This window comes from Streptococcus sp. HMSC067A03, assembly GCF_001814295.1.
GTDB classification, from domain to species: domain Bacteria; phylum Bacillota; class Bacilli; order Lactobacillales; family Streptococcaceae; genus Streptococcus; species Streptococcus constellatus.
Genome location: NZ_KV815662.1, coordinates 33,370 through 56,652 on the forward strand (window position 1 = coordinate 33,370; position 23,283 = coordinate 56,652).

18 protein-coding genes and 2 pseudogenes are annotated in these 23,283 nt (G+C 36.8%); 2 read left to right on the plus strand and 18 right to left on the minus strand.

The annotated features are described in order from the left end of the window. Positions 1–131 precede the first annotated feature (131 nt). Genes HMPREF2963_RS06400 through HMPREF2963_RS06415 form a run of 4 tightly spaced genes read right to left on the minus strand, consistent with a single transcriptional unit; the run spans position 132 to position 2,427 of the window. Positions 132–794, minus strand: coding sequence for an ABC transporter ATP-binding protein (locus HMPREF2963_RS06400; RefSeq protein WP_006269884.1), 663 nt, complete (start codon positions 792–794; stop codon positions 132–134). Further along, positions 781–1,656 (minus strand): hypothetical protein, encoded by an 876-nt coding sequence (locus tag HMPREF2963_RS06405; protein WP_006269867.1) that lies wholly within the window; start codon positions 1,654–1,656, stop codon positions 781–783. The genes HMPREF2963_RS06400 and HMPREF2963_RS06405 overlap by 14 nt, the downstream gene beginning before the upstream one ends. Then, complete coding sequence (locus HMPREF2963_RS06410; protein WP_070669239.1) at positions 1,653–2,054, minus strand: hypothetical protein; 402 nt, start codon at positions 2,052–2,054, stop codon at positions 1,653–1,655. The genes HMPREF2963_RS06405 and HMPREF2963_RS06410 overlap by 4 nt, the downstream gene beginning before the upstream one ends. Before the next feature lie 37 nt (positions 2,055–2,091). Further along, on the minus strand, positions 2,092–2,427 hold the full coding sequence (locus HMPREF2963_RS06415) for a hypothetical protein (protein WP_070669240.1): 336 nt from the start codon (positions 2,425–2,427) through the stop codon (positions 2,092–2,094). A gap of 365 nt (positions 2,428–2,792) precedes the next feature. On the opposite strand from HMPREF2963_RS06415, the gene HMPREF2963_RS06420 reads away from it, so the two are divergent. Further along, positions 2,793–3,635: a helix-turn-helix domain-containing protein gene (locus HMPREF2963_RS06420; protein WP_070669241.1), complete on the plus strand. Its 843-nt coding sequence runs from the start codon at positions 2,793–2,795 to the stop codon at positions 3,633–3,635. Positions 3,636–3,784: 149 nt separating this feature from the next. On the opposite strand, the gene HMPREF2963_RS06425 is transcribed toward HMPREF2963_RS06420, so the two are convergent. From HMPREF2963_RS06425 to treP, 3 genes are all read right to left on the minus strand, one after another. Next, entirely contained in the window at positions 3,785–5,983 is a 2,199-nt protein-coding gene (locus tag HMPREF2963_RS06425) for an endonuclease/exonuclease/phosphatase family protein (RefSeq protein WP_070669242.1), read from the minus strand. Between the two features lie 158 nt (positions 5,984–6,141). Further along, a complete protein-coding gene (gene treC, locus HMPREF2963_RS06430) occupies positions 6,142–7,773 on the minus strand; it encodes an alpha,alpha-phosphotrehalase (protein WP_070669243.1) in 1,632 nt (543 codons plus the stop codon). Between the two features lie 180 nt (positions 7,774–7,953). Beyond that, positions 7,954–9,966 (minus strand): PTS system trehalose-specific EIIBC component, encoded by a 2,013-nt coding sequence (gene treP / locus HMPREF2963_RS06435; protein WP_070669260.1) that lies wholly within the window; start codon positions 9,964–9,966, stop codon positions 7,954–7,956. A gap of 175 nt (positions 9,967–10,141) precedes the next feature. Between treP and treR the strand changes: the two genes are divergently transcribed. Beyond that, positions 10,142–10,855: a trehalose operon repressor gene (gene treR, locus HMPREF2963_RS06440; RefSeq protein WP_070669244.1), complete on the plus strand. Its 714-nt coding sequence runs from the start codon at positions 10,142–10,144 to the stop codon at positions 10,853–10,855. A 54-nt stretch (positions 10,856–10,909) separates the two neighbouring features. Here treR and HMPREF2963_RS06445 read toward each other — a convergent pair whose 3' ends face one another. The 11 genes and pseudogenes from HMPREF2963_RS06445 to ftsZ all read right to left on the minus strand — a co-directional run bounded on the left by HMPREF2963_RS06445 (position 10,910) and on the right by ftsZ (position 23,274). Continuing rightward, positions 10,910–12,247, minus strand: coding sequence for a hemolysin family protein (locus HMPREF2963_RS06445; RefSeq protein ID WP_070669245.1), 1,338 nt, complete (start codon positions 12,245–12,247; stop codon positions 10,910–10,912). A 113-nt stretch (positions 12,248–12,360) separates the two neighbouring features. Further along, on the minus strand, positions 12,361–14,007 hold the full coding sequence (locus HMPREF2963_RS06450) for a phosphoenolpyruvate carboxykinase (ATP) (RefSeq protein ID WP_070669246.1): 1,647 nt from the start codon (positions 14,005–14,007) through the stop codon (positions 12,361–12,363). 246 nt (positions 14,008–14,253) lie between these two features. Beyond that, a complete protein-coding gene (locus tag HMPREF2963_RS06455; RefSeq protein ID WP_070669247.1) occupies positions 14,254–15,378 on the minus strand; it encodes an AI-2E family transporter in 1,125 nt (374 codons plus the stop codon). Between the two features lie 481 nt (positions 15,379–15,859). Continuing rightward, positions 15,860–18,652, minus strand: coding sequence for an isoleucine--tRNA ligase (gene ileS / locus HMPREF2963_RS06460; protein ID WP_070669248.1), 2,793 nt, complete (start codon positions 18,650–18,652; stop codon positions 15,860–15,862). A 263-nt stretch (positions 18,653–18,915) separates the two neighbouring features. Continuing rightward, complete coding sequence (locus tag HMPREF2963_RS06465; RefSeq protein ID WP_070669249.1) at positions 18,916–19,701, minus strand: DivIVA domain-containing protein; 786 nt, start codon at positions 19,699–19,701, stop codon at positions 18,916–18,918. A gap of 9 nt (positions 19,702–19,710) precedes the next feature. Then, on the minus strand, positions 19,711–20,502 hold the full coding sequence (locus HMPREF2963_RS06470) for a YlmH family RNA-binding protein (RefSeq protein WP_003070141.1): 792 nt from the start codon (positions 20,500–20,502) through the stop codon (positions 19,711–19,713). A 4-nt stretch (positions 20,503–20,506) separates the two neighbouring features. Then, on the minus strand, positions 20,507–20,770 hold the full coding sequence (locus tag HMPREF2963_RS06475; protein ID WP_003070143.1) for a YggT family protein: 264 nt from the start codon (positions 20,768–20,770) through the stop codon (positions 20,507–20,509). Between the two features lie 4 nt (positions 20,771–20,774). Continuing rightward, positions 20,775–21,140, minus strand: a pseudogene (locus HMPREF2963_RS06480) (cell division protein SepF); the annotation flags it as partial. An 86-nt stretch (positions 21,141–21,226) separates the two neighbouring features. Next, positions 21,227–21,317, minus strand: a pseudogene (locus HMPREF2963_RS09725) (cell division protein SepF); the annotation flags it as partial. 9 nt (positions 21,318–21,326) lie between these two features. Continuing rightward, complete coding sequence (locus HMPREF2963_RS06485; RefSeq protein ID WP_003070145.1) at positions 21,327–21,998, minus strand: YggS family pyridoxal phosphate-dependent enzyme; 672 nt, start codon at positions 21,996–21,998, stop codon at positions 21,327–21,329. Between the two features lies 1 nt (position 21,999). Next, positions 22,000–23,274 (minus strand): cell division protein FtsZ, encoded by a 1,275-nt coding sequence (gene ftsZ, locus HMPREF2963_RS06490; protein WP_003070147.1) that lies wholly within the window; start codon positions 23,272–23,274, stop codon positions 22,000–22,002. Positions 23,275–23,283: the final 9 nt, after the last annotated feature.

Consider the following 23,283-nt stretch of genomic DNA (forward strand, 5'->3'; position numbering starts at 1 on the left):
TTATAATACTATTATAACACTTCTTTTCTAGATAGAGGGACAATTTATCTATTTTTTAGAAAATAATCTGTTTTTCAGTTTCATTTTCAATGTTTTTCAAAAGATAAGAATTGATAGAATAATTTAAAATTTTATTTCTTCCATTCATCTAGTCTATAATTTTTTATATTATAGATATGGTTTGCTATTGATTGTATTCTTTCATCATGAGTGGCAATAATAATAATTTTCCCACTTTCTCTTTCTTTCATAAATAAATCTATTACTAGCTGAAGATTCTCTTTATCCAGATTAGCAGTTGGTTCATCTGCAAGAATAATGTCTGGTTCTATCATAAGACTACGAATAATAGCAACACGTTGCTTTTGTCCACCAGAAAGAGATCGAACCTTTTTGTTAAGAATGGTTGATAATTCAAAATATCTTATCAAAACTTGCATTTTTGTTTCAATTTCTGTTTTAGATAAATCTTTTCGATAAAGACACGGAAGCATTAGGTTTTCTTTGACAGTATAATCTTCTATTAGTGCAAAATCTTGTGGTATATACCCAATATGCAAACTACGAAAGGAGCTCATTTCTTTGTCATCTTTCGTATTAAGCATCTCCCCTTGATAAAAATATCGTCCAGCATCAATAGGTTTTAATCCTGCAATAATATTTAAGAGTGTAGATTTTCCAATACCAGATTTTCCAAAAAGCACAGATATTTCTCCAAAATCTGCATGAAAGTTCAAATCTGTGAAAATTGTTTTTCCTTTAAAGGATTTTGAAACATGTTCAAGACAAATCATAGAGAACTCCTTTCAAACGACGTTTACTGATGATAAAAGCAGCAACAAAAAGTAGAATATTTAAACCTCCAAGATAGATATAATCCGCCCAAATAAACTTTATATTTAAAATACTTACATAAACAAAAAATCCAAGGAAAGCAAAGATAATGGGAGCAATCAACAAATAACTTAAATTTTGACTTATTTGTTCCCCGCTCAAACCAATAAGCCGCAAAACCTTTATTTCTGATTGACAGATTTTTATTGTTACTCCTAACAACCAATAAATTATTATTGAACTAAAGATAAATAGAATGCTTGAGATACTTATTCCAAAAATAAAATTGGTGATATAATAATCATGCTGTGATTGATAAGTTTTAGAAAGAGTACGAAGAGTTATTGGAAAATTAATTTTTTTAAATTCTGCGTTTAACTCTTGGGCTTGTTGTTTTTCTAAACGGCGAATTAAAATATTATCCAATAATAAGCTATCCCAATCATTTGATAAGAGCGATGATTGTAATACAGAATCCGTTAAAGGCTGTAATTTTCCACCTTTTAAGTAATTCAACTTTTGATAGTAAAATGGTGATGTTTCACCTAGTTTCCGAAGATAAGTAGATAACACTTTATACAAGGACCTCCTCTCTTCTTTACTAGCATCTTTTACTAGACCAGAGGAATCTGCAGAAGGATTATAGACTGTTTCATAACTATTTTGTCTACTTTCTTTTTTCAAAATTTGTAGTGCTGGGTATACTCGAATCAATTGACTACTTTCATTCCATAAAAAAAGGTTCATACAAAATCCAATAAAAATCAAAAATCCGAAAAGATACCACCGCTTTTTGAGAATTACTATATAAATGCTTTTCATAAGAACCTCCTTAAAGAAATAAAATAGAGAGGTAGATTGATAAAAAATAATAGAAATCCTATCCCTATTAAATGACATAAAAGAATAAGAGATACTACCCTCTTACATAACTGACAAATAATAACACTAGAAATAAGTGTAGTAACCAATGTTAATCCATGAATACAACTGTAATCATATAAAAAACGAATCCGTGCTTTTCCCAGAAAATGATGAATTGAAAACTCACGACGATATGATCGTAGTGTAAAAATGGTCATCGCACTATTCACAAATATACAAATAACAACTAAAAGCCAATTTTCACGATTACTATAAAAAAGGAGAGATAAGAATGAAATAGTTCCAACATCTAATACAATTATTTTTCTGTAATAATCATTGATTAACTTTTTCATACAACTCTCCTCTATTTAAATAATACACAAGCACTAACTATAATTTATAGTGAAAAGTAGTTTTAGGAGCCCATGGATTCATTGAGTCCCATATCGTTACACTATCATATACCTTTCCATTATCTGTACGCCAGCTATCTTTATAAGCCATCGCCCCACCTAGATATGAACCGTTTCGATAGTATTTAATCCATGTGCTATTACCACGACGATTAGTCCATGCCTCACCAACATAGCGAACCTGAAATTGTTCAGTATTTCTAACACCATTAGAACTATCTCCATAAGTTGCAGCAAATGCAATTCCTCCAGTGTTACTCAATCCTAAGATAGTTAACGATAAAATGATACATTTTTTATAGCCTTTTCTCATTTTGATTTCCTTTCTTAATTATACCCTAAATTGAACAGTATTACTTACTTTCTATCAATACTATGAAAAAAACTATACCAATATGTAACATATTTCTTCACCACTTAAATATAGTTTCCGTTTGTTTTTCTCCTTTCCATAGTGGTAAAAAAATTTACTTTATTATAATTTCCACCAGTGTATCCATCCATCTGACGATAAAAATGAAAAAATAAGTACAGTGAAAAATACCAGTGAAGCAGCTAAGCGTTTCATAAAAATTCCTCCCAAAAAGTTTTTTAAGATTTGTTTTCCCTTTTTCTATATGATATAAATTACATAAACTGTCAACTTTAGGAACATATTTTATATAAGGAGATAAAATTATGAGATGGGATTTTGGTACAATCTTAAAAGAAATTCGACAATCAAAGGGTTTGACACAATTAGACATTTGCAGAGATAACTTATCACGTGCAACACTCTCTAAGATTGAGAATAATAAAGAAATTCCTAATGTAGAAAATTTTGAATATATCTTAAGGCAGTTAGATATGAGCTTTGAAGAGTTTAATTACATTTGTCACACTTATCTCCCCTCAGAACGCTCAAAAATTATTCAACATTTTGAAAATTCTCATACTGTGTATAAAACAGCTAAATATTATGAAAACATTTTAGAAGAAAGTAACCATTATTTAAAAACTCACAACGACCTTCCTATTGAAAATATTGCAAAAATTTCTCACTTATGTCTCTCAATTTGTAAAAATGGAGATAATGAACATTCATATTTTCTTGCACAAGAACTTTGGAAAGAACTTGATAAATGTGATAACTGGTACTTATCTGATCTACATAAATTAAATGCTGCTATGATTCTTTTCCCTATAGAACAGTTGATAGAAAGTATGGATAAAATTTTACTATCTTTAAAAAAATACAAGAATTTTAAAGAAATAAAATCATGGGAGTTTGCTCTTTTAACCAACATGAGTACGATTTTCTTAAATAAAGGAATGATGGAAGAGTGTTTAAAAATTACTAAGATTACTTACCAGATTGCTCAAGAAACTTTGAGGGTTGACCAATTAAGTTTCGCTACTATTCGTCTAGGGATTTGTCAAAAAGATTCAATCTTAGTAGAAACCGGACTACAGCTTTTAAAGTTAGCTAATCTAGAGTCTATGTTACAGGGGTGTACAACAGAAATAGAAAGATATATGTAAAACTAGTCTAATATCAAAAAGAAAATGGCTTAAATACAGCATTTTTTAATGCTAAATCTAAACCATTTTAGAAAATTCTTTTTCTTGCTGAACATTTGTACAAATCTTCGCCTATGCTCTAACACCAAAATTAAAACTCTCTCGTTTATCTATGTCTTTAAATCCGTCACTTTCTTTCGCCAAAGGATGGTTGCGCTTAAGATGACAATCCCTACAACAGCGACTTCAGCGCCTGTTGTTCCTGTAGATGGTAAAATTCTCTTTTTAGTTGGTTTATCATCTTTATTTGGTGGCGTTGTACTATCACCACCGGAAGGAGGAGTTGGTTGTGGCTCATCCTTCTTACTGAAATCAAGCTGTGCAATAACGGGATCGTGATCTGACGCCCGACCGTGCTCCTCCATAAAGGAAGCATTGATATGAACTGGTGAGAATACTGTTTTATCAGCAATATTTTTTGAAACAAAGATATTGTCTAAACTTTGATTGCTACCACGGTAAAAATAAGAATAGCGGTCTGCTGCGTCGTGATTCAGCATCATATTGACTAATTCATTACCAGCCACTGCTTTGGCAGTTTCTGAAAATTCAAAGTCATTAAAGTCACCAGTTAAGACAAACTTCAAATTTGGATTTTGCTTCAAACCTTCTTTTACAAAAGCATTCAACAACTTAGCTTGTTCAATCCGTTGTGCCAATGTATTTTGCACTGCTGGTTGTTTAGAACCATATACTGCATCATCACCGAGTTTGGATTTCAAATGATTGGCAATCACGACAATATGCTCGCCCTTAAATTCAAACTCTGCTGCTAAAGATTTTCGAACTTTCGTAAAGGCTGGATTGGTTGGATCGATCCTTGTAGGATTTTTCACCAAATGCCCATCTTTGAAGGCAGCTGCTTCTGTGCTACTTCCTGCTTCACGCTCAACTAACTTCACTCGTTGAGGATTATACAAGTAAGCCACACGAATATTGGAGCCCGGCTTTCCACCATCTGCTCCATCAACAGGGGCGACTTCGGTATATTTGTATTCTTTGCCACCTAATTGTTTAATTTTAGCAGCCAGTTTTTCACCGCTTCGCACACCGCTGACAGTACCATCATTAACACTTCCATTATTGTCTTGAACTTCTATAAGGGTAATAATATCTGGACTGTGAATTTCGTTGATAAAAGATTTAGCAATTTTTTCCACTTTTGCATCAGGCGTCTCACCTGCTGCATTGTTTGCTGAGAAGTTTTCAATATTATAAGAAGCAATAGTCAATTTATCTTCACTTGGATAAATCTTAGAAACCTCTCTTTGTAGACCGCCATCTTGCAGATCTGGCAACTTCGTTGGCTCCAACTTATAAACCTTGCTGCGATAAGTTACAACACCAGAAACATCTTCATTAAAGTAATCTTTAGCTTTTGCAATATATTTATTCCCAACATAAACGGGGATAGTTGCTGTATTTTGGACATTAGGGCGAAGGTTGACACCACCGATATTATTGAGCGGCAGCGCTTGATAACCATTCGGCAAGAGATAAATATCTCCTCGATATTGTGGGCCAAGCACACGAGGTTTTTTCACTGTTGTCAACATACCCTCCAGACTTTCCCAATAATCCAATGCATCATGTTCTGGATCATAAGTAGTCGGAGTATTATCCACGATATCTTTTGGCATACGATCTGAAATATTGACTGGAGCTGGTAATGTAGCTGTGCCATCTTTCGCTACTTTTGAAGCAAACAATTGTGTTACAGTTAAGCTGTCAGTTGGTTTACGGAAAGTTTGTCCAGGACGAACACTGAGTTCTTCCATATAACCTTCTTTGATTTGACCTTCAATCGTCAACTGATCGCCAACTGCAACCTTTTCTTTTGAGACGACATAAATAGCATCTGAGGTCTTAGCATTGCCATCAGCTTTGAGATCTTGTACATAAAAGCCATACCGATCTGTCTTTGTTACAACAACATTTGAAACCTTGACTTTCTTCCCATTATAAGGTGATTCATGGGCTTCCCCTTGTATTTGACCGATATTTGCCACTGTTGTAAATTCAGAAGTTGTAACATGGGCTTCACTGCTTGCAGCTTCTGTCTTAGGCGTCTCTTCGCTTGTACTACTTGGCTCATTCGTATTGCTCGTTGAACTGTCAGAAATTGCTTCTGATGGCTGTGATTGTGTCGTTGAAGCAACTGAGCTAGATTTCGAAGTCGTTACAGATGATTCTGAGCTCGAAGATGAAGAACTTGTCTCATTCGCCTGAGCAAGAGGACTTAAAACAGTGCTAGCGAGCAAAATAGCTGTCGCAAACAAAACAGGTAATTGTTTTGATGTTTTTTTCATATATTCTCCTTTACATCATAAATTGGAAATCAGCTTTCCTTGAGATGTATTTCTACCGTAACTATTATAAATAAAACGGAAGAATATTGCAAGCGCTTTCTCTCGAGCTTTAAAAATCGGCTGAATGATTCAGTCGATTTTGGAATTTCTTACTGTATCTAGCGCTTATTCACAATAATTGCCAAACTTTCATAAGGTCTCAAGGCCACAACTGCTGCTATTTGAGCTACCTCATAATTAGAAAGGAGGACTTCACCATTCTGGTACTCCGGTAACACGTCTACTGTAATCGGATCTGAGTAGAAGTTATTGAGCACTAACAGTTTTTCATCACCCAATTGACGCTCAAAGGCATATACTTGCTGGCTATCTTCATAAGCTGGTTTGTAGCTGCCCTCCGCTATAAGAGGCAATTTTTTACGAAGAGCAATCAATTTTTGGTAAAAAGTAAAAATTGGACCTTGAATTTCATTATTAACATTGATTTCAGAGTAGGATTTAGCTGCTTTTAACCAAGGTGTTCCACTTGTAAAGCCAGCATTTTCTGAATCATCCCACTGCATAGGAGTTCGGGAATTGTCACGAGACTTAACCTGAATAATCTTAAACGCTTCTTCTGGTGTTTTGCCAGCATTTAATAGCATTTGATAAGCGTTGAAAGATTCGACATCTGCATAATCTTCCATGCTGTCATAGTCGGGGTCAATCATACCGATTTCTTCTCCCATATAGATATAGGGCGTTCCGCGAGACAGATGAATGCTTGCCGCAAGCATGGTCGCTCCTTCATTGCGAAAATTCTTAACATCTACAAAACGATTCAGTGCACGGGGTTGGTCATGATTATTCCAAAACAGAGCACTCCAACCGTTATGGTCGCTCATTTCTTTGCCCCATGTATGGAAAAGGCGCTTTAATTCTTCAAAATCAAAATTCTTCAACGTCCATTTTTGTCCATTTTCATAATCTACTTTTAAATGGTGAAAATTGAAAGCCATAGATAATTCGTGGCGTTCTGGAGCTGTATAAAGAATACAATTTTCAATGTTCGTAGCGCTCATTTCACCAACAGTCATAATAGCCTCATCCGTTCCAAAAGTCTCCTCATTCAACATGTGAAGATACTCGTGTACGATAGGTCTATCAGTATAGGCTGGCTTCCCGTCATTCTCCGGACAATTCTCTAATATTTCATCCTTCCCGATGACATTAATAACATCAAAACGGAACCCCTTCACACCCTTATCTAACCAGAAATGAACAACTTTAAAAAGTTCTTCACGGACACGAGGATTGTGCCAATTGAGATCAGCCTGCGTCACATCGTAAAGATGCAGGTAATACTTACCCGTGTCTCCAAAAGGAGCCCAAGCGCTGCCGCCAAACTTAGACAACCAGTCTGTCGGCTCATCACGTAGGAAAAAGAAATCCTGATAATAGTTATCTCCAGCCAAGGCTTTTTGAAACCACTCATGCTCTGTCGAACAATGGTTGAGCACCATGTCCAACATAAACTCGATACCATATTCTTTTCCAACTTGAATCATTTCTTCAAAGTCGTCCATACTCCCAAAGAGTGGATTTACCGCAGTATAATCAGAAATATCGTATCCATTGTCATGCTGTGGACTAGGATAGAAAGGATTGAGCCAAACCATATCCACCCCCAACTTAGCAAGGTAAGGAATTTTTTCAATGATCCCTTGTAAATCTCCAATACCATTTCCTGTAGTGTCTTTATAAGATTTTGGATAGATCTGATAGACTACTTTTCTTTTATCGAATGTCATTTGTTTTCCTTTTCTATTTTACAAAAGAAAGAGATGGGGCTTACGCTCCCACCCCTGTATAGTTTTATATTGTATCACGAATTTCTTCAAACTTCATACTTATCAGAGAAGAATATTTTATTGCAGACTATACTTTGTTCAGTTATTCATTCACCTAGCTCAGTCTACCTGCGATGAATGTTAGCCAATTCGTGTAGCCGTCATGAGCTTATCACCAAGTTCAATCATCCGTGGAAGTTGACCACGTTCATCTGCTTGAAATTGATCTTGGTTGGTGATAATCACCGGCGTTTCTGTCACATAACCTGCTTCTTTAATTGCTGACATGTCAAAAGAAATCAACTTATCTCCCACACTAACTTTATCTCCTTGAGCCACATGAGCTTCGAAGCCTTTTCCTTCCAAATTCACCGTATCCATACCGATATGCATCAATAACTCGACACCTTCATCAGAAACGATTCCTACAGCATGTTTAGTTGGAAAAAGCACTGATACAACACCATTCACCGGTGTAACAAGTTCACCTTCGCTCGGTTCAATTACTACACCTTGTCCCATGACACCTTGTGCAAAAACAGGATCAGTTGCTTGGCTTAATTCTTTCACTTCTCCAGCAAGTGGGCTAGCAATTTCTGCAAAATCCACTTTTGGAGCTGCTTCTTTTGCTTCGTCAATGGCTTCAATTTGCGGTGATTTGACACTTTCATCTTCTGCTTTTGTAAACACACCTGTCTTACGGAAGAAGAACGTCAAAATCATCGGTACTGCAATAGCCACCAGCATGACAAAGAAGAATGGCAGCATGTATTTCGCTTGAATAGACAAGATACCCGGAATCCCACCGATTCCGATAGCATTTGCTGTAACATTAAATGTTACAGACAAGAGGCCTGCAATAGAAGAACCAATCATCCCTGCCACAAATGGATAAATATATTTCACATTAACTCCAAATAGTGCCGGTTCTGTGACTCCAAGATAGGCAGAAATTGTTGCAGGTAGGGAAATCTGTGCTTCACGTTCACTACGACGATTCATCAGATAATAAGCAAATACAGCTGACCCTTGGGCGATATTTGACAAAGCAATCATTGGCCATAGAGCTGTGCCACCTGTATCGGCAACGAGCTGTGTATCAATAGCATTGGTCATATGATGCAAACCAGTGATAACAAACGGAGCATAGAGAGCACCAAATATCGCACCAAAGAGCCATTTAACGGGACCAGTCAACCCTGCAAGCACTGCTGTTGACAACCATTGCCCAAGTGTCCAACCGATAGGTCCAAGAACTGTATGAGCTAAAATCAATGCCGGAATTAATGATAAGAAAGGCACAAAAATCATGGATACAACTTCTGGAATCCGTTTCCTCCAGAAAATTTCAAGATAGGAAAGAGACAGGCCTGCAAGTAGGGCAGGAATAACTTGTGCTTGGTAACCAATCTTTCTGACGGTAAAGAAGCCAAAATCCCAAACCCATTTTTTGGCAATTTCTGAAGCTGGCGTACCAGCTACTGAGTAAGCATTGAGCAATTGCGGAGATACCAAACAGATTCCCAAGACAATCCCAAGAATCTGACTAGTTCCCATTTTACGAGAGACCGACCAAACAATTCCAACTGGTAAAAAGTGGAAAATCGCTTCACCAGGAAGCCACAAGAAAGAGTTAACACCGCTCCAAAACTGTGAAACATCCACAATCGTATTATAAACTGGTGTACCATCTTTAGCATACTGTGCTACACCATCAACGATCTTTTGCCCCAGAGCTTGAATTTGCACACCTTCCAAAATATTACGGAATCCTAGAATCAGCCCCCCAACGATAATCGCTGGAATGATTGGGGTGAAAATTTCCGCCAACATTGTCATCACACGCTGTACTGGATTTTGATTGCTCTTAGCAGCGGCTTTTGCTGCTTCTTTTGAAACACCTTCAATCCCTGATACAGCTGTGAAGTCATTGTAAAAAATTGGAACATCATTTCCAATAATAATCTGAAACTGCCCTGCATTAGTAAAAGTTCCTTTAACCGCCGGAATGGCTTCGATCGCTTTTACATCTGCTTTCTTCTCATCAGCTAGCACAAAACGCATCCGAGTCGCACAATGGCTAACTGCGGAGATATTCTCTTTGCCACCAATGGCATCTAATAAAATCTTGGCATCTTTCTCAAATTTTCCCATTTTCTGCTTGGCTAGGATCAACCTAACACTCTCCTTCTTTTTTTCATCATTGTACAATTGATGTTTTTATTGTAAACGATAGCAAAGATGTATGCAAGTTGTGTGCAGCATATTCCTCATGTTTTTGATAAAATTAATATAGTTGTATGATAAAAAACAAACAAGTGAGGGAATTATGAAGAAATATGAACAAATTTTTAAATTCATAGAACAAGATATTCTAAATGAAAAATATCAAGTTAATGATTATCTCCCTAGCGAGCATGAACTCGTCCAAACCTACAAAGTCAGCCGTGATACCATTCGCAAGTCACTTGATTTACTTCAAAAAGCTGGTCTTATCCAAAAACTGAAAGGGCAGGGCTCTAAAGTTACTAAACAAGAACAGATTGACTTTCCTGTCTCCAATCTGACTAGTTACCAAGAACTCGTGCAACAGCATGGGATAAATTCTAAAACAAATGTCATTCAGTTAGAAAAAATCACGGTTGATAAAAAGTTATCCAATCTCACAGGCTTTCCTGAATACCGTCTGGTATGGCGAATTGTCCGCCAGAGAGTAGTCGATGACGTCGCTTCCGTCTTAGATATTGATTACCTTGATAAGAGCCTTGTCTCTTCCATGACTCGAGAAATAGCAGAACAATCGATTTATGCTTATCTAGAAGGAAAATTAGGGCTGCACATTGCTTATGCCCAAAAAGAAATCACAATTGATCCAGCTACGAACCGCGATAAAATTTTGATGGACATTGAAAATGATCAACATGTCGTTTCTGTTAAGTCCAAAGTCTATCTTACAGATGGACAGCAATTCCAATTCACAGATAGTCGCCATAAACTGGAAAAATTCCGTTTTATTGACTTTGCTAAGCGACAAAAACGATAACTCCCCCTCAGAAATACCACTTTCACAACTTAAAAAAACTAAAAGAAGCTGAGATTATTTCTCAACTTCTTTTTCTTCTACTATTTCAGAGACTTCTACTTTGAGTTTTGTCACACGTCCATTTTTCACTTTATCATTGGTTAAAATGAGCTTTTTATTCTGACTTTCTACTTCATAACTCAAACGTTCCTTAGCATCCGGTATGGAGCCAACACCCGTCAGATAATAACCAGCAATCGTATCAACATCATCACTTTCCAGTTCCACTTCAAAATACTCATTAAAATCATTCAAACTCATGGTTCCAAGGACAAAGTAAGTATGCTCAGAAACCTGATACACTTCTACTTCAGCCTTATCTGTTTCATCATCTATCTCGCCAACAATCTCTTCCAATAAGTCTTCAAGCGTTACTAAGCCAGACATACCACCATATTCATCTAGCAATATTGCCATTTGATTTTGGGTGTTTCGCAACTCTGTCAACAAGTCATCTACAAAGATGGTTTCTGGCACAAAGAGTGGCTCTTGCAAAATCTTTCGCAAGACAATATTATCAAAACCATTGGTAAAAGCCTCATTTAATAGACGCTTGGTGTGAATCAGTCCAATAACATTGTCTTTATCATCATCATAGACTGGAATTCGTGAAAAGTTCTGCTTCAAAATGCTTTCAATAATCTCCTTGGTATCATCATTGATGTCCACCATAAAAGCATCTGTACGAGGAACCATCACTTCACGCGCCATCATCTCATCTAGTGAAAAAATTCCTTGTAACATTTCAATCTCATCAGCATCCAGGGTTTCTTCACTATTCGTTAGCATATATTCAATCTCATCACGAGTCATTTTCTCATCAGCATCGTCAAAGGTCATCGGCGTTATCCGACTAAGCAGATTAGTGGAGGCTGATAAAAGCCAAACAAAGGGACCAACAATTTTCCCTAAGAAAATGATAACTGGTGCTGTACGAACTGCTAGAGCATCTTTGAGATTCAAAGCAATTCTCTTTGGATATAATTCCCCAAAAACAATAGAAACATAAGTCAAAATAGCAACAGATAAGAAGCTTGCAATCGCTCTTGCTGTCTCAGAATTTCCCATCCAAGAAGCAATTTCCCGACCGAGTGTATTAGCCAAACTAGCTCCTGATAAAATTGTAATCAAAGTAATTCCAACTTGAATGGTGGATAAAAAGTGATTAGGTTTTTCCAAGACTTTCAATAAGCGAATATATTTTGCATCGCCTTCTTCAGCCTTTTGCTCCACACGAGCGCGGTTTAAAGACACCATAGCCATTTCGGCTGCTGAAAAAAAGGCGTTCAATAGCGTTAAAATCAGTAATAATAAAGCTTGCAGTAACAAGGTCTGACTGCTAGGGTCTTCCATGAATGTTCTCTCCTCATATATAAGTAATCTTAATTATAGCATACTTTTTGACTTCTTGCACAAGGAGTATTAAAAAGAAAAATTTGGAAGGAAATTACAAAGAAAATTATTTATTAAGATTCTAAATTTTGCAAAACGGTTTCCAGGCGTGAGATTGCATCAACAGGAAGCGCCGTTTTCGGGTATTTTTGGTTGAAAGCAAGCAAGAAATTTAACCGTACCTGCATTCTTTCTCTGATTAATTGTTTATAGCGAGAATCAAAACTTGGAACAGGATAGCCCTCACATTCCATATATTCAAAACCTTCCAACGAGCCAAATGGTTTAAAAATTGCCTCTTCATCAACAATTTTTTCAATAATACTCAGACTAATCTCTTTTGAAATTCCTTTTCCCATATAAAATCCAGTATTGATAATATAACAGTCGACACCAGATTCAAAAAGGCTGCGAAATTTCCGATAGTCTTCTACCAACGGATACACTCTAAATGGATTAGCATAAGGTTCAATCACCAAATCATCATGCTTACCAGTCACATTTTCAGCGTTAGAACGCTTGGTCATCAATGTACACCCCATCGTAGAAGCCATCAGCGGATCATTGATTTTAACTAAAGGCGGGAGAGAATCGTCTTTCATAATCCAGAAAATAGCTTGGATAGACTCATCAATTCGATCGACCCGATTTGGCGTTGCAAAACGAGACTTGACTGTCCGACCATTTCCGTTTCGAATATCTTCTGTCACTAATTTTTTTAATCCATTGTCATCTAGTGTTACACCACAATTCTGAACGGTCACAAAGAAATCTTGTTCCTTATGTCCAATTGGATAATCATTCGTTTTATCAAAGTAGGATGGTTCCAAAGCAATGGACGAGCCATCTTTTATAGAAATAATAAAGGCGTCATCATGCAAAACCTTAATATCATATTTTCCATTGTGTTTGGCATGTGTCAGTGTGGATTTCCCTGAACCAGATAACCCAAAGAAAGAAGCTACATAATCTTGTTTATCCGCTTCTTGTTTAAAAATTTTCAAGCCGCCATGACACGCCACATAACCATTTCTGGCAGCTGTTGCCCAAGCTAAGGTTAAAGTCGCTTTTTTCAACTCACCAAAGTAATTTAAACCCAAAATAATGACACAATTGTGCTGAGTATCAAAATATACCAATCCTTCAGGATAATCTGGATGCTTCCATTTGGGATCGAAAAAAACAAATATGTCATTTTCATCGTACTTTTTAGAAACTCTCAAACGATTTTTAAATTCTTCATCTAAAATTTGGAAATTTAAAAGCCATGAATACAAATTATTGATTTCATCCTCGGGAACCATGAGATGAGCACAAGCCATAAAAGCCTCATCAAGCCCCACAACTGCATCTGCCTTATAAAATCTCCGATGATGAGCCTGGTAGATTGCACTACGTACAATTGAAAGCAGCCTTTCATCTTCCTCACTGTCTCTACCAAAAATCCGTCGAGCCTCAGCCGTTCGACCCACTACAGCTCCAGAATTTGTTAATAAAACGCGTGCATAAGAAGGCAAGCCTAGTTCCTTTGTATGAATCACAGGCATATCTAGGACAACTGTTCCAGCAGCTGTAGAAGCTAATTGATAGGCTTCTTCCACTGTTTTTATTGCAACAACCTGATTTTCATAAAAAGCTGTTTCAATTATTGCCTTCAAAGGAGAGAAATAAGAAGAATCTTTTCTTATTTCCTGCGGAGAATATTTACGACGTGTTACCATAAGTGCACCTCCTCTATCTTATTAGTTCTATTTTAGCATAAAAATACATTTTTAGTTTTAATAAAACGCATTATAAAAAAGAAGTCTTTTCCAGCTCGGAACGTAATTCAGATAACTTTAAAACAAAAAGTCTGGGATACAAATTTCCCAAACTCTTACAAGATATTGTTTTTATAACGAAGCGCAGTAGTTGAGAGTGGGCTGACAAAATCAATTGCTTTCGCAATACCGATTTTGTTTCCCTTCTTACTTGTTGATAATCCCATACTCTTCGTTTTTCTTTTGTTCCTGTGTTGATCGGTGATTATCATATAAATTTGCTAGGAACTTCGCAATTTCTTTCAGAATGGAATAAGTTGGAATCGCTACAATCATCCCAACAATCCCATAGATATTACTCGACAAAAGTAAGAGAACCATAATGGTAATCGGATGCACCTTCATCACACCACCTACAATTCGTGGGTAGAGAATATTACCATCAATTTGTTGCACAATGAGCATATAAAGAACAGCAATGACCATTTTTTGAGGGTCCATAATCAAATAGGTAATAATCATTGGAATTAAACCAATACTTGGCCCAATATAGGGAATTAAATTTGCAATAGCAGAAAAAATAGCAAATACCAAAGCATACTTCAAACCAATGACGCTATAACCAATGAAAGCCAACGTTCCTATAATAAAAGCATCAATCGAAATCCCACTAATATATCGTGCAATCGTTGCATTTAGATTGATCAACAGCTTACTGATATTCAGCTTATCTCGCTTCAGAACAGTTCTTTCCAACATCGGAAGCAATTTGTCTCCATCAATTAAGAAATAAACCAAGAAAATCGGTGTCATAATCAAGATTAAAAGCGTGTTTAAAACAGCTGACACAACACTTCCCAAGCTATTAGTTACACCATTTAGGATATTTTGTAAAATATCCACATAAGATAAATTTAACTGCCGCAAGATTGATTGAATATTAAAGTTTTTAAATAATTCATTCTGAGAAAGTTGATTAATCCACTTTTGTAACCCTTCATAAACATCCTGAGTAGAATTGATCAAACTGGTCAACTGCGTAATTAAAATAGGCAAGAGATAAATGATACCCAAGGTAATAAGCCCAAACAAAAGCACCAAGGTAATTAAAACACCAAAAATCCGCTTAACTTTCAGTTCTTTCTCCAAAAATTTCACCAATGGATTGGTTACATAATATAAAAAGCCTGCGATAAGAAAAGGAATTAAAACCGTATTTAAAACACTCACAAAGGGGGAAATCAGACCTTCCATTTGTCGCCAGATAAAAAAGATAATTGTCAGTAGTAAGACTTCGGTGGTCCAAAAAAATAACTTACTTTTATGAAACATACAGTTCCTCCTAACAGCTATTCTATCATATTTTCCAGGAAAAATGAGTGCTTTTTTAAAAATGAATCAAATTATTTTTTAAGAAGATGTACTTCTATCTCACAATTCCAAAAGCTAGTTCATTTTTCTCGCTTGCTTATAAATCATGATAACATAGACTCGTGATTCTAGAATAAAGGGTTCGCTAATAGATTTAAATGCAAATTTTTCATACAAACCAACAACCTACTCTTGCTCCTCTATCCGAATCTCTCTTTCAAGCCATTTTTCAGCACAAGTCTCCGGATCAACTTGCACCCAAGTCCTTGACTGCGAGCAAATGTCGCCGTTAGAACACAACCAAAGTAAATAGTTTCTCCCTTTCAAATATTCTCGTTATACAAAAAACTAAGCCCAAGTTAGTAAAAACGTTGAGCTTAATCTTTTCTGTTATTGTTCATTCCTTTATGTTGACCAGAGACTAAGTGTGTGTTCTATCTCTTTATTTCGTTTCAAAACCTTCTGCAAGCACTTGCGCAAAATGTTCTTCAACAATTTCTGCACAGTGATCACAAACAATTGCATGATAGCTACGTTCTGTGACTGTTTCATCTACTCGACGGCAACGTTCACAAACTTGACCTACTGCATGCTCTACTGTAAAAGCTACATCCTCGAAAGCAACCGCATTTTCAGGAACTAGTTCATCTGCGATTGTTAATTTAGACACAATGAGAAGTTGTGCAACATCGCTATTAACTGCTTCAAGTAGTGTTCTCACTACTTCATTTGGATAAACCGTTAAGTGAGCTTCCAAGGATTTTCCAATAACCTTTTCATTACGTGCTTCTTCCAAAGCTTTTTGAGCTTGACTGCGGAAGTTCATAAAGGCTGTCCAAGTATCCAACAGTTCTTCCTCATTAGGGAAAGTCTGCGCATCTGGCAATTCCGCTAACTGAACAAACTCTTCAGGTTCATGCTCTAAGTAAGACCAGATTTCCTCTGCTGTATGTGGAATAATAGGAGTCAACAATTTTGTAACGTTTACTAGAATATCATAAAAGACGGTTTGCATTTGACGACGTTCTAATGATTTAGCAGCTTCAATGTAAACAACATCTTTTGCAAAATCAAGATAGAAAGCTGATAAATCAACTGTCACAAAGTTTACAATTGCTTTATAAATATCTAAAAATTCAAAGTCCGCATAAGCTTTACGAATGGTCTTAATAAGTTGATTAAAACGAACAGTCATATATTTATCAACGGAGCGAAGATCATCGTAAGCAACAGTATCTTCTTTCGGATTGAAATCAGATGTATTGGCAATCAAGAAACGGAGGGTATTCCGAATCTTACGGTAAGTTTCAGAAACTTGGCTCAAAATATCCATAGAGATACGAACGTCGTTACTGGAGTCTACACTCGTTACCCAGAGCCGCAAGATTTCCGCACCAAATTGTTTTTCAACATCACTTGGAGCAATCGTGTTGCCGAGAGACTTCGACATTTTCTCGCCTTTACCGTCCAAAGCAAATCCTTGTGAAAGAATTTGTTTGTAAGGGGATACACCATGATTGGCAACCGATGTGATAAGTGATGAGTTGAACCAACCACGATACTGGTCTGAACCTTCAAGATACAGGTCAGCAGGATAAGTCAATTCTGGGCGATTCACAACTACGCCATTCCAGGAAGAACCTGAATCAAACCACACATCCATAATATCTGTTTCTTTAGTGAATATACCATTCGGTGATCCTGGATGAGTAAATCCTTCTGGAAGTAAGTCTTTCGCTTCCCGTTGCCACCAAACAATCGAACCATGAACAGCGAAAAGTTCTGCCACATGCTCAATCGTTTCTTCTGTCATAATCGGTGTCCCATCCTCTGCATAGAAGATTGGAAGTGGCACTCCCCAAGCACGTTGACGAGAGATAACCCAGTCGCCACGGTCACGAATCATATTGTAGAGACGCACTTTTCCCCATTCTGAGTGGAATTTAACCTTTTCAATCTCATCCAAGATTTCTTGACGGAATTTTGATACAGATGCAAACCACTGTGGTACGGCACGCCAGATGATTGGTTTTTTCGTACGCCAGTCAAATGGGTAAGAGTGAGAGATTTCTTCTTGAGCAAGGAGCAAGTCACCAAGTTTCTCAATAACAGTTGGTGCAACCTTGTCATAGAATTGGCCTTCAAAGTCAGGACCAGCATTTTCCATCATGATACCGCGTTCGTTAACAGTGACAAACACTTCCAAGCCGTTGGCAACACCGACATTATAGTCGTCCTCACCAAAGCCTGGTGCTGTATGGACAATACCAGTACCAGAATCTGTTGTAACATGGTCACCAAGGATGACAAGTTCTTCTATTTCAATATCCCACGGATGTTCCGTCACGATGTGGTTCAACTCTTGACCACGGTAAGTAGCCAACACTTGAACATCAATCCAGCCAAATTTCTCAGATAAGTTATTTAACAATTCAGACGCTACAATAAACTTGCGAGTTTCACCTGCTGGCTGTACCAAAACATAATCAATATCTGCACCCACTGTCAACCCACGAGAAGCTGTGACGGTGAATGGAGTTGTTGTCCATACGACAATGTAAGTATCTGTATCTAGAACGCCTTTTCCATCTTTGACTTTGTTGGCGTAGTAAAGTGAAGTTGAAACCAAGTCATGGTATTCAATCTCTGCTTCAGCAAGGGCTGATTCAGATGACCAAGACCAGTAAACTGGTTTCGCACCACGATAGATATAGCCTTTTTTCGCCATTTCTCCAAAAACACGAATTTGAGCAGCTTCATAGTCTGGAGTCAAAGTCACATATGGATGTTCCCAGTCACCTGAGACACCTAGGCGTTTGAAATCTTCACGTTGTTTATCCACTTGACTCAGTGCATAATCACGACAAAGCTTTAAATATTCTGCCAAATCCATTTCTTTTCGTTTCACACCTTGTTTTGCTAGGACTTGCTCAATTGGAAGGCCATGCGTATCCCACCCTGGAATGTAAGGTGCATAATAGCCAGACATTGATTTTGAACGCACAATAATATCTTTTGAGATCTTATTCATAGCATGACCAACATGGATATTTCCATTGGCATATGGAGGTCCATCATGAAGTGTGAAATGCGGTTTTCCTTCATTCAATTCTTGACGGCGTTGATACAATTTTGCATCTTCCCATTCTTTTTGCCAAAGAGGTTCTTTATTCGGCAAACCAGCACGCATTGGAAAAGCTGTTTTTCCAAGATTAAGAGTTTCCTTTAATTTCATAAGTTCTCCTTTTTCATATTAGTAACATATTAAAATAAAAAAACCACAAATTCATCCAAAGGACGAAAATTCGTGGTACCACCTTCATTTAGACAAGAATAATATTCCTATCCCTCTTACTCGTAACGTGAGTTAGGCGCTAAATCTTACTGTTTTTCAGATCTAAGTTTGTAAAATGATAATCCTAACAAAAGGGATTACAGGTCTCTCACCGTCACCTGCTCGCTGCGAATATTTTGTTAGCATCTTGTTTTTACATTTTCTTATAAAATATCTACTGATTCTGTTGAAGTAGCTTCTGAGTTTTCTGTTGAGTTCTCATCATTTGTTAAATGCAAACCCAAAACAGACTCGTCTAAAGTTTCAAATGCTTGTGTTTCTGCTAATTCACGATTTGCTTCTTCAATGCGTTGCTGTAGTTCTTCTATTTCTTCCGGAGAAAATTGACGTGTCAGATCAATTTCATCTTCTTCTGCTGTCTCAACAACTTCCCCTAGAGCTGATTGAACAACTTCTTTAAAAGCTTCATCGCTTGTTTGCAAGTAAGTAGCTGTTGGACGAAGAATATCTTCCCATTCTGAAGAATTCACAATGCTTAATTGACTTTCAATTGTTGATTTTAAACGTTGGTGGAAGACACGCGTTTTATTTTTCAACTCTTCTGTTTCAACAGCCACTTTCTTAGCATTATCTGTCGCTTGACGAAGAATTTCATTAGCCTTGTATTTTGCCTCATCCAACAAATGTTGGGCTTCTTGCTCAGCTTTATGAACAATGTTTTCAGAACGGTCATTTGCCGCTTGTTTCACACGTTCTGCTGTATCTTGTGCAATCAATACAGACTGGCTAAGGGAATCCTTCATCTCGTCAAAGTAAGTCAAACGTTCTTCCAGATTTTTAATTTTTGACTCTTGCTCATGATTCACACGAACCAAATCTTCATAATCTTGGACAATGATGTCAAGAAATTCATCTACTTCGTCAACATCATATCCTCTAAATTTGTGAGCAAAAGCTTTATCTTTAATTTCTAATGATGTAATAGCCATATTTTCTCCTTACTTACTAGACAATAATTCAACAGTTAATTTGTACTTTCCATTTTTTGAAAAGCCATTTTCTCTTAAAACTTTTACTCTTCCATATCCTCGTACACTAATCAAGTCATTTAATAACAAATGATGACTAGGATTATCCAACATAGAATAATTTACCCTAACTTGCTTTGTTGCTATCAACTTAGTCGCAACACTTCGTGACAAACGAAATGAAGCAGCTAAGACTTTATCCAAACGCATACTAGAAACAAGCACATCTCTTAGCTTTGAATCTGCTTGAACAGCTATCAGTTGTGAAAAATCCACTTGTTTCAATTTTACAGATGTCTTTGCTATCCTTGAGATATGATCGATGAAAAATTGAGTAAATTTTCTATCTACCATAATTTGTGCTCTACCAGAAGCAACAAGAATATCACCAAAAACTTTGCGCTCAATTCCTAATTGATTCAGCACTGTTCCCATTATTTGCGAATGGGTTAAGTGGTGAAATTTATTCGCATAGCTGATTTCTAACAGATCTATTTCAAAATCACTTACTTGCAACTCATAGTAGAGAGGAGCAATAATGACTTTAGCCAATTCACTCGTATAATAATCCGAACTTGAAAATATTTGCAATTGCAAATGATTTCCAAGATTTCGTAAAATTTCAACTTGGTGTGGATTCACAAACGAAGTTACTTCAAAAGAATAAGAATCCTCAACTCGCTGCATCTTTTCTAAGCTTTTATCAACAAATTCACGATCTTCTTCTGTAAAATGTTGGTATAAATGTTTAATATTCCTCATGAATTTAAGCTAAAAGCAAAAGAGCATTCAAAATGATGCTAGAAATCAAATTCAAAAGAAAGATAACGATAAGAATCGTCCAATCAAGACCAGCAAATTGTAAATTGAAACGTTGAAATGGTTTCAAAACAGGCTCTACTATCCGTAAAATCAACTGACCAAGTGATGTTTGATAGGCACCCGGAAACCAAGATAAGAGAGCATACACCACTAAAATAAATGAATACACTCTTACCAAATTATAAAGTATATTTACAATCCAAACCATGTTTTTATCTACGTTTCATATCAAAATCAAATTCGCCACTTTGTAAATCCTCAGGTAATTTCAAATCCTCAACATTTACAACAACATTGATTGGTGTTAAAAGGTACATTGTACTTGCAACTTTTTTTATATTTCCTGCAAGCACATAACGAGCACCATCCAAATAATCCAAACAACGACGAGCTTGCACTTCTGTCATATATTGAAAATCAATCAAAATGCTTTCATTAACAATTAACAAATCAACAATTTCAGTTGTTTCTTCATATTTTCTTGGATAACGAACATTGATTGTCACTTTGTCATCTGAAATTGTCCGATGTTGTGCCAATTCTTGCTGACGTGCATGCAGACGAGTAATGTTCTCATTTGCTCCCGACTTTGTAGAAGATTGTGAAGAGCTACTCGCTGTATGTACTAGTCTTTCTTTGGTAGGTGTAGATTGATTACTCACACGCGGTGGTAACTCTGGCGTTTGAACGCTTGCGTCTTCACCATCTTCTGTAAAGTAATCAATGAATTTATCAAATCTATCTTTAAGAGACATAATACTTTCCTATTTAAAAAATGCGGTACCAATTCTGACAAAAGTCGAACCATTTGCAATGGCTATTGCATAATCGCGGCTCATTCCCATACTTAAATCAGTAAAAGGCATGTTGGGTAACTGTTTACGTTGTAATCTTTTTTGTAATTGATTAGCTTGTTGGAAAATAGCATTTAATTCAGCCTCATTCGCTTCAAATGGTGCCATTGTCATCAAACCAACAATCTGAATCTTTTCAAGTTTTTCTAGCTCAGGTAAAATAGTATCAATTTCCTCTACAGTGAAACCATGTTTACTGGCTTCTTTGGAAATATTGACTTGTAAAAAGCATTTAATGATATGCTCTGCTCTTTTGTTGATTTCTTGAGCTAATTTTACTGAATCCAAGGCATGGAAATAGTCTACATAGTTAATGACATCTTTCACTTTTCGCCTTTGAAGCGTACCAATTAAGTGCCAAATCACATGTTCATCTTGTAGAGCCTGATATTTATCTAGAAACTTATCTACTCGATTTTCACCGATATGATGAATCCCTGCTTTAATCAGTTCTTTAGCAGTAGAGCTGTCAACATATTTGGTGACAGCTATTACTTCTACTGATTTTTCTGAGCGATTAACTTGTTGTGTAGCCTGTGCTACATTCTCCAAAACTTGAGATGTATTCTTTTCTAAATCCATTTTAGCGGTTTTTAAAGAATGGTGGTGTTTCTAATTCATCGTCATCAGAACTAGTATCTTCATAACGTTCTACAGCTGGTGTAGTATTCGTTTCTGTTGAACGAACAATATTTTCACGACGCAAATCCCAGTCACCAAATGCTGAAACTTTTGGGCTTTCTGCTCGTTGATGGCTTGGCTTTGGTACTTCAAGATTTTCAGTCAAGTCAAAGTTACGATCGTAGCCTTGAGTTCCTCGAGAATTACGATTTCCACGAACTGCAGTTGAATAAGAATTTTGTTGAGAAACTGGGCGAACACCACTTACTCGATCAATTTTTTCTTGACGAACACCTGTTGCAACAACTGTCACACGAATTTCATCTTTCATACTATCATCAATAGATGTTCCTAGCCAGATATTCACACCATGACCAGCTGCCTGATTGACAATTTCTGATGCTTCTTCTGCTTCAATCAAAGTCATATCAAGCCCACCTGTAACATTTATGATAACATCTTCAGCTCCATCAATCGTTGTTTCAAGAAGTGGTGAATAGATAGCCTTACGCGCAGCTTCAATAACACGTTCTTCACCACTACCAATACCAATTCCCATAAGAGCATCGCCTTTATTTGCCATAACTGTTTTCACATCAGCAAAGTCAAGGTTGATAAGTCCTGGGCTTGTAATCAAGTCTGTAATTCCTTGCACACCTTGTCGAAGGACATTGTCTGCCTCGCTCAAAGCTTCAAGCAGAGGGGTTTTCTTATCAACGATTTCAAGCAAATTATTGTTTGAAATGATGAGAAGCGTATCTACATGCTCACGAAGTTCATTGATGCCTTCAATTGCAAAGTTCCCGCGCTTACTTCCTTCAAAGCCAAATGGACGAGTGACAACTGCAACTGTTAAAGCTCCCAGTCCTTTTGCAATACGAGCAATAACCGGTGCAGCACCTGTACCAGAGCCACCGCCCATACCAGCTGTAATAAAAACCATATCAGCTCCTGTAAGAGCTTCTGTCAATGTTTCTTCGCTTTCTTCAGCCGCTTTACGACCGATTTCAGGCTGTCCTCCAGCCCCAAGACCACGCGTCAACTTTGGACCAAGCTGAATGACTGTTTCTGCTTTTGAACCACTAAGAGCTTGAACATCTGTATTGGCAGCGATAAATTCAACGCCTGATACTCCTTCATCAATCATGCGGTTAATGGCATTGCCACCACCACCACCGATACCAATAACTTTAATTACTGCTCCTTGTGTCGCAGCTGTATCAAATGAAAATGTCATAATGTATTA